20 protein-coding genes are annotated in these 20,589 nt (G+C 35.1%); 15 read left to right on the top strand and 5 right to left on the bottom strand.

Annotated features, from left to right (window positions below):
• Positions 1-77: 77 nt before the first annotated feature.
• Entirely contained in the window at positions 78-524 is a 447-nt protein-coding gene (locus AC5YGI_RS14670; RefSeq protein WP_330746375.1) for a PPC domain-containing DNA-binding protein, read from the bottom strand.
• A 10-nt stretch (positions 525-534) separates the two neighbouring features.
• Entirely contained in the window at positions 535-1,416 is an 882-nt protein-coding gene (locus tag AC5YGI_RS14675) for an NAD(P)-dependent oxidoreductase (protein ID WP_496168904.1), read from the bottom strand.
• 175 nt (positions 1,417-1,591) lie between these two features.
• On the opposite strand from AC5YGI_RS14675, the gene AC5YGI_RS14680 reads away from it, so the two are divergent.
• From AC5YGI_RS14680 to AC5YGI_RS14700, 5 genes are all read left to right on the top strand, one after another.
• The gene (locus tag AC5YGI_RS14680; RefSeq protein ID WP_330746377.1) at positions 1,592-2,218 is read left to right on the top strand and encodes a CatA-like O-acetyltransferase; all 627 of its coding nucleotides are present in this window, start codon (positions 1,592-1,594) and stop codon (positions 2,216-2,218) included.
• Positions 2,219-2,635: 417 nt separating this feature from the next.
• On the top strand, positions 2,636-3,526 hold the full coding sequence (locus tag AC5YGI_RS14685; protein WP_330746378.1) for a BRCT domain-containing protein: 891 nt from the start codon (positions 2,636-2,638) through the stop codon (positions 3,524-3,526).
• Between the two features lie 27 nt (positions 3,527-3,553).
• Entirely contained in the window at positions 3,554-5,050 is a 1,497-nt protein-coding gene (locus AC5YGI_RS14690) for a tellurite resistance TerB C-terminal domain-containing protein (RefSeq protein ID WP_330746379.1), read from the top strand.
• Entirely contained in the window at positions 5,043-6,359 is a 1,317-nt protein-coding gene (locus AC5YGI_RS14695) for an ATP-binding protein (RefSeq protein WP_330746380.1), read from the top strand. Before AC5YGI_RS14690 ends, AC5YGI_RS14695 begins: the two co-directional genes overlap by 8 nt.
• Complete coding sequence (locus AC5YGI_RS14700) at positions 6,356-8,500, top strand: DEAD/DEAH box helicase (RefSeq protein WP_330746381.1); 2,145 nt, start codon at positions 6,356-6,358, stop codon at positions 8,498-8,500. The genes AC5YGI_RS14695 and AC5YGI_RS14700 overlap by 4 nt, the downstream gene beginning before the upstream one ends.
• A 32-nt stretch (positions 8,501-8,532) precedes the next feature.
• Here AC5YGI_RS14700 and AC5YGI_RS14705 read toward each other — a convergent pair whose 3' ends face one another.
• A complete protein-coding gene (locus AC5YGI_RS14705; RefSeq protein WP_330746382.1) occupies positions 8,533-9,126 on the bottom strand; it encodes a Crp/Fnr family transcriptional regulator in 594 nt (197 codons plus the stop codon).
• Between the two features lie 597 nt (positions 9,127-9,723).
• Between AC5YGI_RS14705 and AC5YGI_RS14710 the strand changes: the two genes are divergently transcribed.
• Positions 9,724-10,065, top strand: a complete 342-nt coding sequence (locus tag AC5YGI_RS14710; protein ID WP_110008888.1) for a helix-turn-helix transcriptional regulator — start codon at positions 9,724-9,726, stop codon at positions 10,063-10,065.
• Positions 10,066-10,077: 12 nt separating this feature from the next.
• Here AC5YGI_RS14710 and AC5YGI_RS14715 read toward each other — a convergent pair whose 3' ends face one another.
• Complete coding sequence (locus AC5YGI_RS14715) at positions 10,078-10,809, bottom strand: MBL fold metallo-hydrolase (protein ID WP_496168803.1); 732 nt, start codon at positions 10,807-10,809, stop codon at positions 10,078-10,080.
• Between the two features lie 256 nt (positions 10,810-11,065).
• On the opposite strand from AC5YGI_RS14715, the gene AC5YGI_RS14720 reads away from it, so the two are divergent.
• The 9 genes from AC5YGI_RS14720 to AC5YGI_RS14760 all read left to right on the top strand — a co-directional run bounded on the left by AC5YGI_RS14720 (position 11,066) and on the right by AC5YGI_RS14760 (position 19,086).
• Entirely contained in the window at positions 11,066-12,262 is a 1,197-nt protein-coding gene (locus tag AC5YGI_RS14720; protein WP_330746384.1) for an MFS transporter, read from the top strand.
• Positions 12,263-12,468: 206 nt separating this feature from the next.
• Complete coding sequence (locus AC5YGI_RS14725) at positions 12,469-13,170, top strand: DsbA family oxidoreductase (protein WP_330746385.1); 702 nt, start codon at positions 12,469-12,471, stop codon at positions 13,168-13,170.
• A 102-nt stretch (positions 13,171-13,272) separates the two neighbouring features.
• On the top strand, positions 13,273-13,854 hold the full coding sequence (locus AC5YGI_RS14730; protein ID WP_330746386.1) for a 5'-methylthioadenosine/S-adenosylhomocysteine nucleosidase family protein: 582 nt from the start codon (positions 13,273-13,275) through the stop codon (positions 13,852-13,854).
• Between the two features lie 82 nt (positions 13,855-13,936).
• The gene (locus tag AC5YGI_RS14735; RefSeq protein WP_330746387.1) at positions 13,937-14,731 is read left to right on the top strand and encodes a helix-turn-helix domain-containing protein; all 795 of its coding nucleotides are present in this window, start codon (positions 13,937-13,939) and stop codon (positions 14,729-14,731) included.
• Positions 14,732-14,800: 69 nt separating this feature from the next.
• Positions 14,801-15,811, top strand: coding sequence for a S41 family peptidase (locus AC5YGI_RS14740; RefSeq protein WP_496168807.1), 1,011 nt, complete (start codon positions 14,801-14,803; stop codon positions 15,809-15,811).
• A gap of 10 nt (positions 15,812-15,821) precedes the next feature.
• Positions 15,822-16,343 (top strand): GNAT family N-acetyltransferase, encoded by a 522-nt coding sequence (locus AC5YGI_RS14745; RefSeq protein ID WP_330746389.1) that lies wholly within the window; start codon positions 15,822-15,824, stop codon positions 16,341-16,343.
• 67 nt (positions 16,344-16,410) lie between these two features.
• Positions 16,411-16,998 carry a Crp/Fnr family transcriptional regulator gene (locus AC5YGI_RS14750; RefSeq protein ID WP_330746390.1) on the top strand — a complete coding sequence of 196 codons (588 nt, stop codon included), beginning with the start codon at positions 16,411-16,413 and terminating at the stop codon, positions 16,996-16,998.
• A 130-nt stretch (positions 16,999-17,128) separates the two neighbouring features.
• On the top strand, positions 17,129-18,106 hold the full coding sequence (locus AC5YGI_RS14755) for a 3-oxoacyl-ACP synthase III family protein (RefSeq protein ID WP_330746391.1): 978 nt from the start codon (positions 17,129-17,131) through the stop codon (positions 18,104-18,106).
• Between the two features lie 167 nt (positions 18,107-18,273).
• Positions 18,274-19,086, top strand: a complete 813-nt coding sequence (locus AC5YGI_RS14760; protein WP_454510565.1) for an alpha/beta hydrolase — start codon at positions 18,274-18,276, stop codon at positions 19,084-19,086.
• Between the two features lie 297 nt (positions 19,087-19,383).
• On the opposite strand, the gene AC5YGI_RS14765 is transcribed toward AC5YGI_RS14760, so the two are convergent.
• Complete coding sequence (locus tag AC5YGI_RS14765; protein WP_496168809.1) at positions 19,384-20,481, bottom strand: TauD/TfdA family dioxygenase; 1,098 nt, start codon at positions 20,479-20,481, stop codon at positions 19,384-19,386.
• Positions 20,482-20,589 lie beyond the last annotated feature (108 nt).

Below are 20,589 nucleotides of genomic sequence, written 5' to 3' on the forward strand. Positions count from 1 at the left end.
TGTCTTTGTATTTTCCTTTATGTAACGAATAAAACATTCAATAAATATTTGATTACAAATACTACATGGGAACCGGATTATTTTTCAAAATCATAAAAATTGATTCCTGTTTCTTCATTTTTAATTTTTACAACTCTCGTTTCCAAAGGGTAAAAAATAAATTCTCCGGCACCCTGAATTTTTGCCTCCAGAAGGTGTCCGGCCAAAGCTGTGTAATCTTCTCTTCCCAGCGTAATGTGAAGGTGCAAGGTTTGTTTTCCTTCTATTTCAGAAACATTTCCGGAAATATTGGTAACTTCCATCTGTTCTTTGAAGGTCCTGTCCACATATTTTTTGGTGGCCGGATTAAAGAACCGGAGAGTAGCTTCACTCACAGCTCCTATTCCTGTTACTTCTCCCGCCCGGATATTCTGATTCTGAATAAAGTCGGTTAAAGCTTCTACAATATTGGAATGATTTTCAATACTAACGATGTAAATATGATCCACTTTCCTTGCAGACCAATGGTTTCCTTTATAATTCATGATTTCCATGTTATTGTATTGTTTTCAAATAATTGATGATTCCTATAACGTCATCCTGACCGAAGCCTTTATCATGCGCATTCTGATAGGTTTGAACCAGAGCTTCAGACAGAGGATAATCGGCACCTGCATTTTTGGCAAGAAGGATATCTTTCAGCATCAGGTCAAGGGCAAATGCCGGGGTGTACTGATTGGCAGTCAGCAAAGGTGTTTTTACTTTGGTTGCCCCGCTTCCGCTGGCACTTTCGTTGATTATTTCCAGCATGTCTGATCTTTCAATCCCCAGCTTTCCGGCCAATAAAACTGTTTCTGCAAGCCCCTGATAAATGGCAGACAGAAAATAATTGACAGATAATTTTCCCGCAATACCTTTTCCGTTTTCACCTAAATGTTTAACAGATTTTCCCATTTTCAAAAGGTAGGGCATGGCCCGCTGAAGGTCTTTTTCTTCACCTCCTGCCATAATGATCAGAGTTCCTTCCTTGGCTGGCTGGGTGCTTCCTGCTACAGGCGCATCGATAAAGGAGGCCTCTTTTATTTTCAGCGCAGCAGATGTTGCCGCAGACGCTTCGGGTAAGATCGTACTCATATCTACAAAGAGCTTCCCCTGAATATTTAGTGGAAGAATTTCTTCGTATACTGCTTTTACAGCAGTGTCGTTGGTTAGCATTGTGAATACAATATCACTGTTTTGTACAAGATCTTTAATCTGGGTGCAGACTATAGATTTTTCCTCAAAATCTTTGGCTTTTTCAGAAGATCTGTTATACACTGAAAGCGGCAATCCTGCTTTTTCGATATTCTTTGCCATAGGATGCCCCATATTTCCTAATCCGATGAATCCGATTTTTTCCATAGTATGTTTTCTATTTTTTATTGAGTAAGTCTTAATATCCTGATTGAAGGAGAATCCTCTGAAAGAAGATCAATGAAGTATATAAATACGTTTGTTTTGCAGCAAAATACCGACCAAACAGCCATTTGCCCAATTAAGTTTTAATTATATTTTTATCCATAAGCTTTTAAAACCGGATAAACTTTCAGAAATTTGCAGCAAATAAGAAGTAATGAAGATCGTAGATATAGACAACTGGAACAGAAAAGAACATTTTGAATTCTTTTCTAATATGGCAAGCCCTTATTTTGGATTTACAACGGAGGTGGACTGCACCAAAGCTTACGATACCGCCAAAGAAAAAGGGTATTCATTTTTTGCCTATTATTTTCACAAATCTATGGTGGCCGTTAATAGAGTAGATGAGCTGAAACTCAGAATTATTGATGGACAGGTGATACAGTTTGACACCGTCCATGCCGGCAGTACAATCGGAAGACCGGATGGAACTTTTGGATTTTCATTCACTCCTTTCTCAGAAGATTTTGAAACTTTCAATGCGGCACTGCAGGAGGAAATAAAAGGAGTACATGAAACCACAGGACTAAGATTAAGCAACGGAAGGCTGGGAAAAGACCACATCAGACATACTACTATTCCATGGAATTCATTCAGTGCCATATTGCATCCTACAGATTTTAATACAGCAGAATCAGTTCCAAAAATTGCTTTTGGAAGATTCAATATCCGTGGAGGCAGAAAATATCTGCCGGTTTCTGTTGAAGCACATCATGGTTTGGCAGACGGTATTCATATAGCAAGATACCTGGAAGAGTTTCAGAAAGAACTGGATCAATGATCATGGTCTCTACTATCTCTAGATTGAGTAAATGCTTTAATTCCTTACATTTTAAGCTACCAAAGATATTTTCACTCAGTATAATCCATTAAGACTCTTTCTTTAAATAAAATAATATTACGCTATTGATTACCATATTATTTAATATTTCTGTACACATTAAATATAACAGATAGTATCAGAGCTGTCATGCTGAGCTTGTCGAAGCATCTACCAATGTAATTATCAGAAGTTCAAGTGTCTTTTATAAAAAAAAAGATACTAACAGTCCTATTGTTAAGATTTCTCATCTCTCATTGTGGGAAACCGTAAAAAATATTTTCAAATCTTCAATACATTTGAATCGTTATATTACTTATATTAGAAAATTGATTTACGGTCAAAAAACTAATAAACCAATAACTTAATTGTATTAAAATGAGCAATTTTGAAAATCCAGAGCTACAGATTCTTACTTCCAAAGCAAGAGCTGATAAAGCAATCAATTCCCTGAAAGGGCTTTTATTAGGAATTCTTTCTGATGATATCATCGATGTTAAGGAGACGGATGAGCTTAGGTTATGGGCTAAAGAGCATTATGATCTTATTAACAGAAACCCGTTCCGTGAATTTATGCTTTTGATTGAAAATACAGCATCCAATAAAATTCCAGCTAAAGAAGCCGTTGAAGATCTGTATTGGCTGTGTCAGAAATATGAACATGATAGTATTTATTACAATGGAATTACTTCAGATTTACAGCTTTTACAGGGGATTTTCCATGGTATCCTGGCAGATGGTGTTTTAAATAATGATGAAGTTTTTAAACTTCATGAATGGTTGTCAGATAATGAACATCTGAATTCACATTACCCTTATGATGAAATCAGAAGTCTTGTTTTATCAATTGTTGCCGACAAAAAAATAGAAGAAGAAGAAAGAGCAGTATTAACTGCTTTTATCAAACAGTTTGTTGAGTTAAAAAATACAGATATTGCTGAAAAAGTAGAAAAAGATACGGAAGGTGTTTCTATCTCTGGTATCTGTGCTGTAGATCCTGAAATTATTTTTGAAAATAAAACCTTCTGTATCACTGGAATTCTCAGCAGAGGTAACAGAAGTGAATTACAAGAGGCAATTACAAATAAAGGAGGTATTTCCGTGAATAGTATTTCTAAAAAAACAGATTATCTGATTATTGGAGATACCAACAATGCCTGTTGGAGCTATTCCTGCTATGGAAGAAAAGTAGAAAAAGCCTTAGACCTCAGAAAGTCTGGTCATACCATTATTTTGGTTCATGAATTTGATATTTTTGATGCTATTTGAAAAGAAGATTCTTCAGAAGAGGCAATAATGATAACTAAAGAATATGCTATGCCGAACAATAAAGTTTCATTCAATACCGATCCTTCTATTATCGATGTATCCGGAAATTGTGACAGTCCAATCGATTTTGGAGATGAAGATTTTATATCCGGGAATACTTCTGATATCCGGAGTTCGTCCTATGATCCGGATTTTTGGAAAATAGGTACCAAATACAGTCGAAAACTCAATCTTAATGAGAATCAAACTGTAATGCTCAATACCATGTCTTTATCCAATAATGTGTTCAACGAGATTGAATTTTGCAGAGTACAAATTATAAAGCAGTTCTTAAGATCAATAGACTACCTTTATTCCAACTGTATTCCAGTCAATAAATCATATGCAACTGTCATTGATGAATTGTCGGAAATCATCGTCTGTCTACATTATAATTATAAAAAAGACAGCCTGAATTATAGTTATACTTACAATTCTGTACAGACAGAAATTCTCAACCACATTTTAAAATTATGTGAAAATAATGTCCGTGAAGTCTATGGTATCAAAAGGAAAATCAACACTGATTTCAATTATACCGATCAGGATATTCTTTATCAATACAATAAAAAAATTGTTTCGAAGCTTGAAACTTTTCTGATTGAAAACCAGTATCTGATTCTGGATGCTGATTTCAGAACCAATATTATTCTTAATGAAAATAATACCAACCGATGGAAGACAAAATTTGAATTAATCCGGAATGATTATTCCAACCCACTGGCCTTTGAAAGAGAGGTTTTCAGACTGGCAGATGTAAATATCAAAAACCCATCTGTGGACGCAATATTTTTTGAATCTTCAAAATTTGTGGCAGAGCATGATAAAAATTGTGCATTAAGGCTTTATATTCATTACTTAGAAAAGGATCTTAATTCACCTAAGTTCGATAAAAGAGAATTTCCAAAAAACATTCAGAAAAATCTGTTTTCTACCAAAGAACTGTTTTCTGATTTTGAAAAAATCATGAATGATTTTATTGGTGACAGAAATCTGGAAATTGCTCTTAAGAAAATCAATCAGTTTTATCTACCTAAAAGAAAGAGAATTACAATTGACGCTGAAGCCATTAAAAATATTCAGGCACAACATTCTGAAACTGCTGAAATATTAGGACAGATTCTGAGTGATGACAGTGAAGAAGAATTGATTTCCATACAGCAGGAAGAAGTTGGTAAGAAAAAAGAATTGACAACCAATGTTATTCCAATGATATCAGAAATTCAGGTTTCCAAATATAATGAAGAACTTAATTTAACAGATATTCAAAAGGATATTCTCGATTTATTTGAAAAACATAGTTTCAATATTCTACAGGAGGATCTCCGGGATTTTATTAAAACAAAAGGGCTCTTTATGGACTCTACAATAGATTCTATTAATGAGCGTTGTTTTGAACTCCTTGATGATATTCTGATTGAGGAAGAAGAGGAATATTTAATTATTAACACAAATTATTACAAAAAACTTTTAAACAATGATTGACAATATTAAACCTAAAGAAGCTACTTCCATTATCAATTCTCTGATAAGCGGTGTAGTTCCTAAAATAGGAGTACAACATATTACAGTAGGGAGATCTGAAGAAATCAATGCTTTTATTAGTGCCTTAGAAGATGTCAAAAACGGGCTCAGCCTTGTGAAATTCTGGATTGGTGATTTCGGAAGCGGAAAATCTTTTATGCTTCACCTTCTGAATACCGTGGCTTTAAAGCAGAAATTTGTTGTAGCCAATGCTGATTTTACCCCTGATAACAGGCTTTATTCCAATGATGGGAAAAGTGTGATCCTTTACTCTGCCATTATGGATAATATTGCCATCCAAACGAAGCCGGAAGGAGGTGCTCTGCAAACTTTACTTGAAAAATGGATTGAGCAGGTGATTACAAAAGCAGCGGAGGAAAACCATATCTCTCTGATGGAGATCCGAAATGATCAGTATCAACTACTGATTCAGAATTCTATCATGAAAACGGTAAATGAAATTACAGAAGTAGGCGGTTTTGATTTCGGTTCTGCTATTGTTAAATACTATGAAGGCTATATTAAAGGAGATGAATTATTGCGTAGAAATGCTCTGAAATGGTTGAAAGGAGAGTATAGCACAAAAACAGAAGCAAGACAGGATTTAGGAATCAGAGAAATCATCAACGATTCCAATTATTATGACATGCTTAAAAACTTTTGTAAACTTTTTGTAAGTATGGGTTATAGTGGTTTTATGATTAATCTCGATGAAGCCATCAACCTTTATAAAATTTCTACTATGACTGCCCGTGAGAAAAACTACGAGAAAATTTTATCAATTTACAATGATTGTTTTCAAGGGAAAGTAGCCAATCTTTTTATCAATTTTGCGGGGACAAAAGATTTTTTGGAAAATGAGAGGAGAGGATTATTCAGTTATCAGGCTCTTAAGTCAAGGCTTGACGCTAATAAATTTGAAACTTCTGAATTTCGTGATTTTGCGCAGCCAGTGATCAAACTCATGCCATTGAATCATAATGAAATATTTGTTCTTCTAAAAAAGCTGAAATTGATATTCGATTTCAATTATAAAACAGAACTCAATATAACAGATGAAGAAATTTCTTCTTTTATGGAGGAAATTTTCAATAAACCGGGGGCTGCAGAATTCCTGACACCAAGAGAAGTGATCAGAGACTTTTTGAATATGCTTAATATCATCAGACAAAACCCGGAAGTGGACAAAAAAAGACTTTTCGGAGAAATTGAAATCACAGACGAAAGACCGAATGATCTTATTCTGTTAGACAGTATTGAAGAATTATGACGGCGTTTAATCTGCTTTCAGAGCCTATCAGGAAATATATCCGGGATAAAAAGTGGGAGGGTTTAAGACCTATTCAAGAGGCGTCTATTCAAAGAATTATTTCTACAGATAATAATTATATTTTAATATCAAGAACAGCTTCAGGGAAAACTGAGGCTGCTTTTCTGCCTATCCTTTCTAAAGTAAATTTTAAAGAACAGGGAGTAAAAGTCCTTTATATATCACCACTGATTGCTTTGATCAACGACCAATTCCTCAGGGTAGAAAAGCTTTGTGAATATCTGGATGTTCCTGTCACAAAATGGCATGGTGAAGCTTCTAAAGGAGTTAAAGACAGGCTTCTGAAAAATCCGGAAGGTATTGTTCTCATCACTCCGGAATCTCTGGAAGCGATGTTTGTAAATAAACCTTATAATATACGCCATTTATTTTCTGCCCTGGAGTATGTGGTTATTGACGAAATTCATTCTTTTCTAGGTTCAGACAGAGGAACTCATTTGCAATCTTTATTGAGTCGACTTCAAAGAATAAATGGTAAAAAGTTCAGTGTTGTAGGACTTTCTGCAACTGTAAGTGATCTGAATCAGTATAGTGAGCTGAAAGAATTTCTTGGAGACAGTGATCATACCAAAATTATCAGGGATACGACTCCAAAACCAATCAATGCAGTATTTAAATACTTTCCAGGCTCTGTTGAAGAATTGCCTTTACCATTATTAAAAGACCTTTATATACGAACCAGAGAAAGTAAAGTTTTAATATTTCCCAATGCCCGTGGAAGAGTAGAAGAAGTAGCTGTAAAGCTGAAACAAATTTCAGAAAAAGTAGGAGGACACAAAAATTATTTTTCACACCATTCCTCTGTAGATAAAGAAGTCCGTGAATATGTTGAGTTTTTTGCTAAAAATTCAACTTTGCAGAATTTCTGTATTTCCTGTACTTCAACATTAGAGCTGGGAATTGATATTGGAAATGTAGATGAAGTGGTACAAATTGATGCTACACATAGCATTGCTTCACTCATTCAGCGTGTAGGCAGAAGTGGTAGAAGGGAAGGAAAAGCCAGCAATTTATTCCTGTATGCGACGGAAGCATGGAGCCTGTTACAGTCTCTGGCATGTTGGATGCTCTATCAGGAACATTACATAGAACCTGTTTATATTAACAAAAAGCCTTATGATGTTATGGTTCATCAGCTTTTATCTATTGTTAAAAGCTCTTCCGGAATTTCTTTGCCTCAACTTGTGGAAGAAATTGTAGGAAACCCTACATTTTCGGAGATCAGTCTGAAAGAAACAGAAGAAATCATATGTCATCTTACCTCTATTGATTTTTTTGAAAAACTGGGAAATGAACTGATCATTGGTATCAATGGAGAAGAGGTTGTAAATACAAAAGATTTCTACAGTCTTTTTAATACTCCTGTGTTTTTTAAAGTATCCAGTAATGGAGTGAAAATTGGAGAATTACCCTTATCTCCACAAATCAAAGAGAACGAAAACATTTACCTTTCTGCTAAAATATGGAGTATAAAAGCTATTGATTATCAGACAAAAAAAATAGAGGTAATCCCTGCCCGAGATGGTAAGAAACCTAAATTTTTCGGAGATGCAGCGGATACAGCGCACCAGATCAGAGAAAAAATGTTTGAAATACTTATTTCCAATGAACAATATGAATTTTTGGATGATGTGGCTCGGCAAATAATTATTCTTTTACGAAGTGAGTTTTCTTTTTTTACCATCAATGATTTCAAAAAGGAAAGGCCTTTGCTGGAGCATAACGAAAAGCTTACTTTTTTTTCTTTTACAAGTTCGAGGATTAACCGTACTATAGAATTGATATTGGATAGCCTCAATATAGAAAATACGCTGGATCCTCAAAAGAGTGCTTTTGAAATAGAAAACTATACCACAGAAGAACTAAAAACAGTTTTCACTAATTCTGTTATAGGACAAAATATTGATGAAATACTAACAGGTTTAATAGAAAGCAAAACCGAAGTTATTGATTTTTCTAAATGGGGAAAATATCTTCCTATGTCTTATCAGGTGAAATTATTAAAAGAAAAATATTTCGATTTTGAAGGCTGTAGGATTTATCTTCAGGACTTGAAAATGATAAAGAATAAAAAGCAATAATAAAAAAGCCGGACTTAAAACCGGCTTTTGTTTTAATAATAAATCTTCCCGCGTTCTATTTTCAAGATCTGATTCTTTTCCATCTGTTTTATGGTCCGTATAACAGTTTCCACACGTAATCCGGTCAATGAAGCAAGCTGCTGCCGGGTAAGAGGAATCTGGAAAGAATAAGGCTTTTTATCATCATGATAACTTTTCAGATAATCCATCAGTAGTTTTAGCCTGGAAACCGGATTTTGAAAAGAAAGGTTATAGAGCATGATATATTTATAGTACATTCTTTCTGCAAGGCACTGATAGATATTTAATGAAATTTCGGGATTATCCCGGATCAGCTTCAGAAAGTTCTGTCTCGGCATGATGAAAATACTGGAATCTTCCATTGCAATGGCATTCATCGGGTAGGGCCGGTCTACAAAAAGTAAGGATTCTCCAAAGCTATGGCCGTCTGATAATATATTCTGGATAAACTCTTTCCCGTCTTCCATATAATTATTAAGCTTAACTTTTCCTTTTTCAATCTGGAAATAATACATTGGCGAATCTTCTTCCCGGAAAATAATATCTTCTGCTTTATAGTTTTTAATTTTGGCTCCAAATGAGATGAGCAAATTTTCAGTGATCATAGTTCTTATTTATTTTCAGCTAAAATTTTAAATACTCTTTAAGAGACTTTTAATGTTTTAAAATTTATAATAATAAAGGAACTGTGATTTTCTTTATTTCCCATGCAATGTGGTACCATTCATGTACCACATATAGTCACTTTTTTCTGAGTAATTCTTTTGTTTTAATATTGATCCAGATCATAAAAAGTAACTTGGATAATCCATTACATTTACAACCCACTAAAAAGTAACAGTGCAAACAATGGGAAACAGGCTGATAAAAGCTGTTAGGAAATTTTTATTAAAAAAATAACGTGGTATCTATGTGGTACACGCTTTTAATAAAATTTTAATCATTTTTTCTTTCTTTGCCAATGTAAAATTGATATAAAATTCACATGTGGAATTTTTTAACATGATTATTTAATAAATATAACCTATACGCTATGAAACATTACATTATATTAATTAAAAACATCAGAATTTTGAATACATAAAAATCAACCTGCTCCCAATAGTAAATCAGCAAAATACAGATAGAAAAGAGAAAAAAGACTTTGTACTGATATGCGCAAAAGATGCCGTATCTGAAATAAGTAGAGATGAGAAAGTATTATGAAAAATAAAAAACCTGAACCGAACATAGAGGATTTGAATCAAAAGATTCTTGTACAAGACGAAATTATGGCTCTTGCTAAAGCAAATTCTCCCCGACTGCTGAATAAATTCAGACTCGTCTATCCCGATTTTTTTAAGAAGTTATCTGCTATACAGCCTGCACTAAAAAATTCTGAGTTGATCTTTTGCATTTACCTTAAGCTCAATATGACCACAAAGGAAATTGCAACCTGCATTTTTGTAACCCCAAAAGCGATACAAAACAGGAAAAACAGAATCAGGAAAAAACTGAATATTCCTTCGGAATTTGATATCTATAAATGGTTTAATGAAATTTAAACCATTTTTTGTTTAAACTTCTACAATAGTTTTATCCAAATCGTGATACAAAAGAATTTTCCAACGGTTTTCTCTTGCTTCTTTTTCCCACTTCAGCCGTAATTCCATCGCCTTTCTACCATCAAAATCACTTTTGTACACTAAATGATATTTTAAATAAGAAGCCTGCGGGAGGTCATCAGCACCATAGAAAACAGTTTCATCATTTTCTCTGATCCAGAAGACCTGCATAAACGGTGTGTGCCCGCCTGCAACTTCATAGGAAATTTCATCTGTGATCTCTCCCTTATCATCATTCATCCACGTGATATTCGGAAGCTGAATCAGTTTTTCCAGGATCTCAAAATCAAAAGAAGGATTGCCTTTATTTTCCATTGCAAAATCCAGTTCACGTTTCTGTATGTAAATCCGGGCGTTTGGAAAAGCAGCTTCAAAACCATTTTCCGTAAGCTTCACAGCTCCTTCAATGTGATCCTTATGAAGATGAGACAGCAATAACCTGGTAACTTGTTCAGGACGGATGTTTTCCTTTTCAAGAATCTCTGAAACCACAGTTGTTCCGGTACTGTTTTTCCATCCAATTCCGGCATCCAGGAGGATATAGTCATTTTCAGTGATGATAAGGAACGGTTGAACCGACATTTTGATTCCTCCAATCTTATCAAAATTTTCTTCTGTTAAAAGCGTAAAATCCTTGGTTTTGCTTGCCGAAAAATTGCCTTCTTTAAGTGGAATGATTTTCATGCTGCAAATTTCCTTATTATTTCCAAGATTCAAAAAGTTTTTCGTCAATATATATTATCCATAAAAACAATCAGGCAGGCAGAATACTGAAATCATTCTACTTATCTCAGAATCACATAGCATTCATAAAAATGTAAAAGAAAAGAGAATATTATTTCCTTTTTTAATGATTATCTTTGATCTCTTAAAAATCTGACAGTATACATCTTTATCTGCTTTCAGACTGCTTTCAATTCAAATAAAAATTTTATACGTAATGCAGGAGAATTCTTCCAAAGGTATTTCCCGGACTGTTATCTGGCTTATGGCCGTTATTTCCGGACTCGTGGTGGCCAACAATTATTATAATCAGCCTTTACTGGCCCTTATTTCAGAGGAACTACAGGTTTCTGAGAGTGCAGCAGGTAAAATTTCTGTACTGACTCAGATCGGTTATGCGTTAGGACTCTTGCTGATTGTTCCGTTGGGAGACAAATTTTTCCGCAAAAAATTAATTTTAATTGATTTGTTTCTTGTTTTCGGATCACTTTTATGGATGACTTTTGCTACTCAATTATGGATGCTGTATGCAGCCAGCTTACTCATCGGGACAACTTCAGTTATTCCACAATTATTTGTCCCTATTGCAGCGGAGCTTTCTTCAGATAAAGAAAAATCCTCCAACATCGGGTTGGTAATGTCCGGGTTATTGCTCGGGATTCTTCTTTCCCGCTTTGTGGGAGGAATTGTAGGAGAAGTCTGGGGCTGGAGAGCCATGTTTGGAATTGCGGCAGGACTGATGATCATTGTCTGGTTAGCTGTCTATAAAATGCTTCCGGAAATGTCGCCCAATTTTAAAGGGAGCTATAAAGAGCTGATGCAGTCTGTAGCTCATCTTGCAAGAACACAGCCTGTTCTTCAGCTGGCATCATTCCGTGGGGCAATGGCATTCGGTTCTATGTGTGCTTTGTTTACCACATTGGTTTTTCATATGGAAAAGCCACCTTTTAATGCAGGTTCTTCTGTAGTGGGAAGCTTTGGATTAGCCGGGGCTGTAGGAGCTTTAGCTGCTGCTAAGGTGGGAAAACTTCAAAAGTATCTGGATATTAACAGAATTATCTTGTATTCTTTACTGATTGTCATCGGAAGCTGGGGCTTTACCTACTTTGCAGGTGAAACCTATTGGGGACTGATTGTAGGAGTAATTCTTGTAGATCTGGGAGTACAGTCAAGCCATATTATGAACCAGACCAATTATTTTTTGATTAAATCCAATGCTGTTAACAGACTGAATACCGTGTATATGGTATCTTATTTCATTGGAGGATCACTGGGAACATGGCTGGCTTCTATTGCCTGGCAAAAGGCTCAGTGGACCGGCGTATGTCTTGTAGGAACTGTATTCGGAGTACTGGCTTTGATTGCCCATATTTTGTTTTCAAAAAAAGTAAATAAAGCAAACGCAGAGATGTAAATTTTACTATTTCTGATTCGTTTAAGAAGCGGGATTTTATCTTTGATAAAATCCCGCTTCTTCTATTTTCACGCTTATTCAATTTGCGGATCTGCAGAACGCAGCCAGGTTCTTTCCACCTGTCAGAATTAAATTGTAATAGTTTTTGTTACATTAAGTAAAATATCCTATCTTTGTACTCTTAATTTGATGTAAAATTAAATACAATGAAAATAGAAATCTGGTCGGACGTTATGTGTCCGTTTTGCTATATCGGAAAAAATAATTTTGAACAGGCTTTGAATAAGCTTCCTTTTAAAGATGAAGTAGAAGTGGAGTGGAAGAGCTTTCAGCTGGACCCAACTTTAGATCCGAAAGAAACTCAGGATACCATTCAATATTTCAGAGAGAAAAAAGGAATTGCCGAAGCTCAGGCTGCTCAAATGCTGGGACAGGTTACCCAAATGGGAAAAGGAGCCGGAATTGATTTCAACTTCGGAAAAACATTGATCACCAATACATTTAGTGCTCATAAATTACTTCATCTGGCTAAAAAACACAACAAATCCAATGAAATGGAAGAGGCATTATTTATCGCTCATTTTATTGACGGCAAAAATGTTGGAGATACTGAAGTTTTGACAGCTCTTGCTGAAAGCTTAGGGATTGACAGAGAAGAAGCACTGCAGGCTATTACGACAGATCAACTGGATTATGAAGTGAATCAGGATATTCAGGAGGCAAGAAACAATGGCATTTCCGGGGTTCCTTTCTTTGTTCTGAACGGTAAATATGCTGTTTCCGGAGCTCAGCCTGCAGAAGTATTTGAAAATGCACTCCGGCAGACTTATAAAGAGACGGTGAGCCCGTTTAAGGATCTTTCCGGTGAGAACGGAGCTTCCTGTGATGCAGACGGATGCAGTATTTAAGATATCAGAACCCCAAAATAGTTTTATTTTGTGGTTTTTAATTGAATAGAGTCTTGTATCTTTGTAATACAGTAATAAAAGCTGTATAAATCTGATTTCTCAATGATAAAAATTAACAACAACACCCATTACTCAATTGATGATACCCTTTTTGTTTTTGCATTAGATTCCGAAGCAGGAACTGTTTTCGACGATAAAAACAAATTGATTACCGGTATCGGAAAAGTAAATGCGGCGATTGAATTAACCAAAGAAATTCACACAAGAAAACCTAAGCTGATCGTGAATTTAGGTTCTGCCGGAAGTAAGGGATTTCACAAAGGAGAAGTGGTATGCTGCACAAAATTCATCCAGCGGGATATGGATGTAAGAGGGCTTGGTTTTAAATTATATGAAACTCCATTATCAGGAGTACCACCTGTACTGGAATATGGTCTTAAAATGGATACTTTGAAAGAAGGAATCTGTGGTAGCGGTGATAGTTTTGAAATGAACCACTCCGAAACAGATTACAATATTGTAGACATGGAAGCCTATCCGCTGGCATTGATTGCCCAACAGGAAAACATTCCGTTTTTATGCCTGAAATATATTTCTGACGATGCAGGAAGTGACGCAGCAGATGATTGGAGCGTACAGGTACATCTGGCTTCCGAAGCCTTTAAAAAAATACTGTTTTTATAAACAATATAATCCTGAACAAAGTTTCAGGATTTTGTTTTCTATTTGTATTTTTACTTTCAACTCATCACTCATATGAAAGCATATGAAAGTTACTTTTTATAAACCGATGCATCCTGTTTTGAAAGATTATATTGAAGGATATTATTTTATAGAAAAAGATGACCATCAGAAACCTGTAAAATATCTTACATTTCCGGACAATTACTTTATTGTATCAGCATGTCAGGATGTTGCTGTTACACAGGATAAAGGATGGGTAGAAATTACCAGATCTTCTTCTGAAAATATCGTGGTTGATTTTGTATTCAGATGTTCTGTTCCTACTGAAATTTTTTATCGGCAATCGGTTAATGAAGTTACCGTTTACTTTAAACCCTTAGGTATTTATCATTTTTTTAATGCTGATAAAAGCGAAGATCTGGAACAGGAAATCCTTCTTTCAGACTTTACAGACATTATGGGCACTGTTTTAAAAGAGTCTGACAGGAGAATACAAATTGAAATACTGGAAAATTATTGTCTTTCCAAGTTCCGGCAAAGGAATTTACCTATGGCTTATACAATATTGAATGATTTTGAAACAGAATTGAGTATTGAAGAAATTGCTGCAAAAAATAAAATCACAAGACAGTATGTCAACAAGATCTCTCAGCGATACTTGGCTAAACCTGCTTCAGAATTCAGAAAAATACAGCGGTTTCGTAATGTCTTGATTTCAAATAAAAAATCCAGAAATCTTACAGAACTTTCCTACGAACATCTGTTTTATGATCAATCCCATCTTATTAAAGATTTTAAAGAACTCACCAGAATAAGCCCCGGGAAATTCTTTGAGAATGTAGATACTGATCAGAATAATGTTTGGTTATTCATCTGAGTTTCCATTTTTACAATTCATACAGAACTCATTAAAATACATTTGTTGAAATATTAAATCCTTATTTCAATGAAAAAATTATATGTTGGAATTTCCCTTTTCACTTTCTTATTTTCGAGTGCCCAAAAAAATGATATTTCAGTAGTGTTTGCTGATATTACAGAAAAAGTAAAAAGTCATTATATTGATAAAGAAACTTATAAAAAAGTGGATTCTTTATTTCAAAATGAACTGAAAAAAGGAACTTTTAAAGACCTCAATAAAAAAGATTTTGCAAATCTTCTCACTCAGAAGTTAAGAACAACTATTAAAGACGAACATTTTTTTGTAAAATATCTCGAAAACTATACGCCTGAAAAACAGATGAGTGAAAAAGAGAAAGAGAAATTGAACAATGAACACAATAGTCTTGAAAATTTCGGATTTGAAACAGTTCAGCGACTTTCTGGGAATATTGGGTACATCAATTATAAAGGTTTTGCCTCTCCTGAAGCCAGTGAAAAAACATTAGCAGCGGCCATGGACTTTGTTGCCAATACCCATTCTCTGATTATTGATCTCAGAGAAAACGGTGGTGGAGAAAACGGGATGCTTCTTTTGTTTTTAAGCTATTTTTTTGATCAGAAAAAAGATCTTTATACCACGTATTTCAGACATAATCAGAAAACGGTTGTAGACAGTACTCAACCCAAAGTTCTCGGACAGAAATATCTTCATAAAAAGATCTATATTCTTACCAGTAAAAAAACTTTTTCGGCCGGAGAAGCTGTAGCCTATTTTTTGCAGCAATATAAACTTGCCGAAGTAATTGGTGAAAAAACAGGGGGTGCCGCCAATCCTGTGGATCATTTTATGGTTCAAAATCAATATTTACTGCTTGTTCCGGCAGGAAAAATAACAGCTTTAACCACTCAAAAGAACTGGGAACATATAGGAGTGATCCCCGATCAGGAAGTGAAAAGCGAAGATGCTTTAAAGACGGCTCACATTAAAATTTTAAAAAATATAATAACATCAGAAACAAAAACAGAACTAACCTTACCTGAAATAAAAAATCTTATTTATAAATTAGAACAATAAATACCTAATTATGTCATCAATTATTATCAATACATCCAGCGAAAAAGACCTCGAAACACTTCAGAATATTGGTATACAAACCTTCACTGAAACTTTTGCAGAAAATAATACGGAAGAGGCTATGAAAAAGTATCTGGAAGAAAGCTTTAATACGGAAAAAATAAAGTCAGAGTTGAATAATCCTGATTCATTTTTCTATATTGCCTGGGAAGAAGACAATCCGGTTGGTTACCTGAAAGTCAATGCCGGAAAGGCACAGACCGAACTTCAGGATGATACCGCCCTTGAAATTGAAAGAATCTATGTAAAGAAAAGCCATCACGGTAAAAAAGTAGGCCAGCTTCTTTACAACCAGGCTTTGGAAACGGCTGAGCAACTTAAGAAATCTTATTTGTGGCTTGGGGTTTGGGAAGAAAACCTGAGAGCTTTACAATTTTACAGAAAAAACGGATTTGTTGAGTTTGATAAGCATATTTTCAGACTGGGAGAAGAGGAACAGACGGATCTGATGATGAAAAAAATACTGGATTAAACCTTTTTAACCACAGATGACGCAGATTTTCATATAATACAATCCTTTATACTTTCCAAATACCAGAATGAAGCATTCAGAATTTGTAAAACATATTAATCAGTATTATCCTTTATCTGAGGAAACGATTAAAGATTTACTGGATATCTGTACAGAAGAATATTACCGCAAAAATGATCTTCTGCTGGAATCCGGTTCTATGGCGAGATATTATTACTTTCTAAAGTCGGGAATAATAGGATATTACACAGTAGATGAACAGGGAAATAATATATATAAAATTTTCTTTGAAGAAAACAGCTTCGTAGCTTCTACAGCAGCCATTATTAAAAACGAACCCAGCGATTTCAATATTATTGCACTGGAAGACTGCTCAGTAATACAATACCCCGCAAAAGCTTACCGTGAGCTGCTGGAAAAACACCATGATCTGGCTCTTTTTCACCTGTATTATCTGGAAAAAAACTGGGTGGTGAAAAAAGAACCTTTGGAAGTCTCTCTGAAGTATGAAACAGCAAAAAAAAGATACTTGCAATTGCTTGACAAAGAATCTCTTTATAACAGATTGAAACAGCATCATATCGCTTCTTATCTGGGCATAACACCTACACAGCTTAGCCGGATCAAAAAGGAAATTAATGGAGATAAGTACTGATTACATTACCATCCATTTTTAATAATCAGCCTTAAAATGATTTATTTCATGTTTCCGGGATATATTCTGTTATTATGTTAACTTTACATTATATCACAAATAAGAGATATAATTAAAATATTAACCAAATATGAAGTTACACCACACGTATTTCTATCATCCTGATTTTGTAGAAAATAATACAGCTGTTATTGAATACTTTGAAAACCAGGAAATTTCAATGCAAAAAATCCAGAATGCCTTAGGCAGGGCAGAACGTTTTATTGTTCCACAGGATTCCTATGAAACTACACTTTCTATGGGAATTGAAGCAGCAAAAGGAGTTTTTAATAAAAGTAATATTTCTATCCTCGATATAGATATTATTATTTTTGTGAGCAGCTCTCCTGAACATCATATTCCCTGTGATGCCATCCAGATCCATCATGCATTAGAGGGAAAACCGGATACCTTATGTTATGATATTAATGCCAACTGTATTGGAGCATTTATAGCGCTGGATCAGGTATCAAAATATTTAAAAGGAACGCGGTCCGGAACAAAAGCTTTGGTAGTTTGTGCCGAAAAATTTTCGGGGATATTAGATCCTGATAATCCTACGACAGCTTTTGGTTTTTCAGATTCTGCTTTTGCCTTCATCGTAGAAAATGATGGAGACGACACGTCAGGGTTAATAGATGTATTATATCATACAGACAGCAGCTTTTGTAATACCGTACTTTATCCGCCTAAAGGAAGTTCGGATCATCATCATGGCGATCTGGCAACCTGGGATCGTATTTTCGACGGAATGGGAAGTGTCAATTTTGCACTGGAAAATATCCCTCTGTTCTTAAAGCGCAATCAGATAAGTCTGGAGCAGATTGATTTGTTTTTATTTTCACAGTTTTCTATCAAGAATATCAATACGATCCGTGATTACTTTCAGTTACCGGAGGGAAAAATTCCTTTTTACTCTAAAGAGCTTGGGTATACCGGAGCATCCAGTCCATTTTTAGCTTTAGACCAATATCAAAAAGAAGTAAAATCATTGAAAAAAGGAGATTATATTCTTATCTGGACACTGGGAACAGGCTATCAGGCAGGATTAATGCTTTGGAAATATTAATCATTGACTGATCTAATTTTATTAAAAGAATTAACAAAAGCTTCAACATAGGTTGAGGCTTTTCTTTTTTTTATACTGCAATTTTGCTCTGTCAAAGATGCATTGGTACACAATATGTTTAAAGAAATATGATACCAGTGATTATGATTAATTAAAAATTTTTCAGCATGAAGAAGCTTATCAACATTGTATTTGTACTGACTGCATTTGTACAGTTATCAGCACAAAAAATTATTCATCAGGAAATTTTCAGTCCGAAAATGAATAAAAAAATCAAAACAGTGATCATCACTCCCAATTTACAGCCTAATACCAGGTATCCGTCTGTCTATATTCTTCACGGCTTTAGCGGTAATCCGGACAGGATTATCAAACAGGATATTCCTGATCTGGTTAAAAAGGCTCAGCAATTTAAAACCATTTATGTACTTCCGGATGGAAACTACAGTTCATGGTATGTAGACAGCCCGATTGTTAAGGATTCCCAGTATCAGACCTTTATTGGAAAAGAGCTGGTAGAATTTATTGATAAAAACTATCCTGTGAAAGCTGAGAAAAAATTCCGCGGAATTCTGGGATGGAGTATGGGAGGCTATGGAGCAACCAATATCGGAGTGACTTATAATAAGACATTTGGTATCGTAGGCAGTTCTTGTGGAGCACTGGATTTCAACTCGTTCGGGGAAGGATATCAGAAATATATGGTGAATAAGGTTTTAGGACCACTCGAATCCATCAATCCCAGTTTCCTTACCGACAGCAAAATAAAACTGATGGCCGGAGCAGATCAGCAATATATTTTCGACTGTGGTACAGAAGATACCCAAATGATCACCATGAACCGGAATTTTCATAAAAAGCTGACTGAAATGAAGATCCAGCATCTCTACACAGAATCTTTAGGCGGGCACGTTCCGGAATACTGGAGCAGATCATTGTCTGAGCAATTGTCTTTATTTGACAGGTTTTTTAAACAATAAACCCATTTTTAAGTTTCGGCTAAAGCCATTTTGAATTTATATTTAATTATTAAACGGGCTAAAGCCCGTTCCTATTGAATATTGATTAGTTTTTATATCAATAGAAGCGGGCTAAAGCCCGCTTGTTTTTTATTGTTAGTGTAATATTGGCTTTAGCCGAAACTTAATACCCCTATATCCTTGTCAAGGTTTAAAACCTTGACAAGGATTAACCAGAAAAAATCCTTTTTGAGCCATGCCCAAAAAGGATTTACTATTGATTGAATGTTCAAAAATGCCAACTAACCAGGCATTCTATTAAAAGTGTTGAAAGTTTTTACCCAAATGTTCCTCTATCACAAAGAACGGATCTTCTGTAAGGGTGTGTGCTCTCATATCAATAAGGCTTACTTTACTCATCATACGAAGCATAATCCTTCTTTCACATGGCTGTTCTACACCATCAATATTTCTTACTCCCGCACGGAAGGCAGATCTTCCATGGGCACATAAATGATTATTTACCAGAATAACATCTCCTGCCTGAGGCGTGAATCCTGAATAAATCAAATGTCTGGCTTCTTCCCAGAACTCATGCAGTGTATTCTGTGCCTCCTCCGACTGTCTGATGCTGGAATTGAAAAGCTGTTCAGCAGCATCGAATCTCATGAAAGGAAGGCTGTAATTGCCATACAATACAGAATCCAGGGTTTCTTCTTCACTGTTTCCCGTTTCCAGATTGGCATCTTTCGGAATTTTATAAATAGGATCAAAAAGTGCTCTGTACTTTTCCCCGATAGACTCATGAGAACGGATGGAATATAACGTTGAAGGGACCTGCTCTTCATTTCTCACATACATAAAGCTTAAAAAATCAGCCTGATGTTTCAGAAAAGCGTCTTCCGTATGGACGTATAAATCTGTAGAAGATCCTGATCCGGTTTGCGTTTCCTTCATTTTTTCATCAGGAATGATGGCATGGATCAGTCCGCCGCCTTTACGCTGCGAATAATATTGTACCGGTTTTGATGGAAGTGCACCATGGATAAGGGCACATGCAAAGCCATATAAATTAAATTTTGAATAATCGGCTGCCTGCCAGTTGGGAGGAGTAGAACCTATATTCTCCTGATCGATATCCATGAGTCCGGTAAAGATCAGTGCACCATATTGATTTTTTGAAAAGTCACTCGCAAAATCAGCCGCTATATTTAAGATTCTCTCTGGTAAAAAATAAGACGCCAGCTGATGGACATGTTTTATAAAATCACGGTTTTCATAAGTGTCATACTTTTTCTGAAGATGCAAAGCCGCATCTTTTATCATTCTTCTTTCCTGAGAGGTGACTTCTATGACCGTAGGAAGCAGTTTTACAGCTGTTAAACAGTCTTTATCTAAAATTTCTGTAGAATTCATTAAAAAAAATTTGGTGTTAAGTAATAATTTTTATCTTTGTTTTTAATTATTCTAAATAACAATAGCAGAGTCAAATTTAGTAATAATTACGTAATCACCAAATAAAAT

The organism is Chryseobacterium sp. CS3K3.1, assembly GCF_059515165.1.

What these genes read in the sequence shown, in the direction of transcription:
- AC5YGI_RS14745 (WP_330746389.1), top strand. Translation starts at nt 15,822, where the DNA reads ATGTCATCAATTATTATCAATACATCCAGCGAAAAAGACCTCGAAACA.
- AC5YGI_RS14670 (WP_330746375.1), bottom strand. Translation starts at nt 524, where the DNA reads ATGAATTATAAAGGAAACCATTGGTCTGCAAGGAAAGTGGATCATATT.
- AC5YGI_RS14690 (WP_330746379.1), top strand. Translation starts at nt 3,554, where the DNA reads ATGATAACTAAAGAATATGCTATGCCGAACAATAAAGTTTCATTCAAT.
- AC5YGI_RS14710 (WP_110008888.1), top strand. Translation starts at nt 9,724, where the DNA reads ATGAAAAATAAAAAACCTGAACCGAACATAGAGGATTTGAATCAAAAG.
- AC5YGI_RS14685 (WP_330746378.1), top strand. Translation starts at nt 2,636, where the DNA reads ATGAGCAATTTTGAAAATCCAGAGCTACAGATTCTTACTTCCAAAGCA.
- AC5YGI_RS14700 (WP_330746381.1), top strand. Translation starts at nt 6,356, where the DNA reads ATGACGGCGTTTAATCTGCTTTCAGAGCCTATCAGGAAATATATCCGG.
- AC5YGI_RS14740 (WP_496168807.1), top strand. Translation starts at nt 14,801, where the DNA reads ATGAAAAAATTATATGTTGGAATTTCCCTTTTCACTTTCTTATTTTCG.
- AC5YGI_RS14760 (WP_454510565.1), top strand. Translation starts at nt 18,274, where the DNA reads ATGAAGAAGCTTATCAACATTGTATTTGTACTGACTGCATTTGTACAG.
- AC5YGI_RS14695 (WP_330746380.1), top strand. Translation starts at nt 5,043, where the DNA reads ATGATTGACAATATTAAACCTAAAGAAGCTACTTCCATTATCAATTCT.
- AC5YGI_RS14715 (WP_496168803.1), bottom strand. Translation starts at nt 10,809, where the DNA reads ATGAAAATCATTCCACTTAAAGAAGGCAATTTTTCGGCAAGCAAAACC.
- AC5YGI_RS14720 (WP_330746384.1), top strand. Translation starts at nt 11,066, where the DNA reads ATGCAGGAGAATTCTTCCAAAGGTATTTCCCGGACTGTTATCTGGCTT.
- AC5YGI_RS14755 (WP_330746391.1), top strand. Translation starts at nt 17,129, where the DNA reads ATGAAGTTACACCACACGTATTTCTATCATCCTGATTTTGTAGAAAAT.
- AC5YGI_RS14735 (WP_330746387.1), top strand. Translation starts at nt 13,937, where the DNA reads ATGAAAGTTACTTTTTATAAACCGATGCATCCTGTTTTGAAAGATTAT.
- AC5YGI_RS14750 (WP_330746390.1), top strand. Translation starts at nt 16,411, where the DNA reads ATGAAGCATTCAGAATTTGTAAAACATATTAATCAGTATTATCCTTTA.
- AC5YGI_RS14680 (WP_330746377.1), top strand. Translation starts at nt 1,592, where the DNA reads ATGAAGATCGTAGATATAGACAACTGGAACAGAAAAGAACATTTTGAA.
- AC5YGI_RS14705 (WP_330746382.1), bottom strand. Translation starts at nt 9,126, where the DNA reads ATGATCACTGAAAATTTGCTCATCTCATTTGGAGCCAAAATTAAAAAC.
- AC5YGI_RS14725 (WP_330746385.1), top strand. Translation starts at nt 12,469, where the DNA reads ATGAAAATAGAAATCTGGTCGGACGTTATGTGTCCGTTTTGCTATATC.
- AC5YGI_RS14730 (WP_330746386.1), top strand. Translation starts at nt 13,273, where the DNA reads ATGATAAAAATTAACAACAACACCCATTACTCAATTGATGATACCCTT.
- AC5YGI_RS14765 (WP_496168809.1), bottom strand. Translation starts at nt 20,481, where the DNA reads ATGAATTCTACAGAAATTTTAGATAAAGACTGTTTAACAGCTGTAAAA.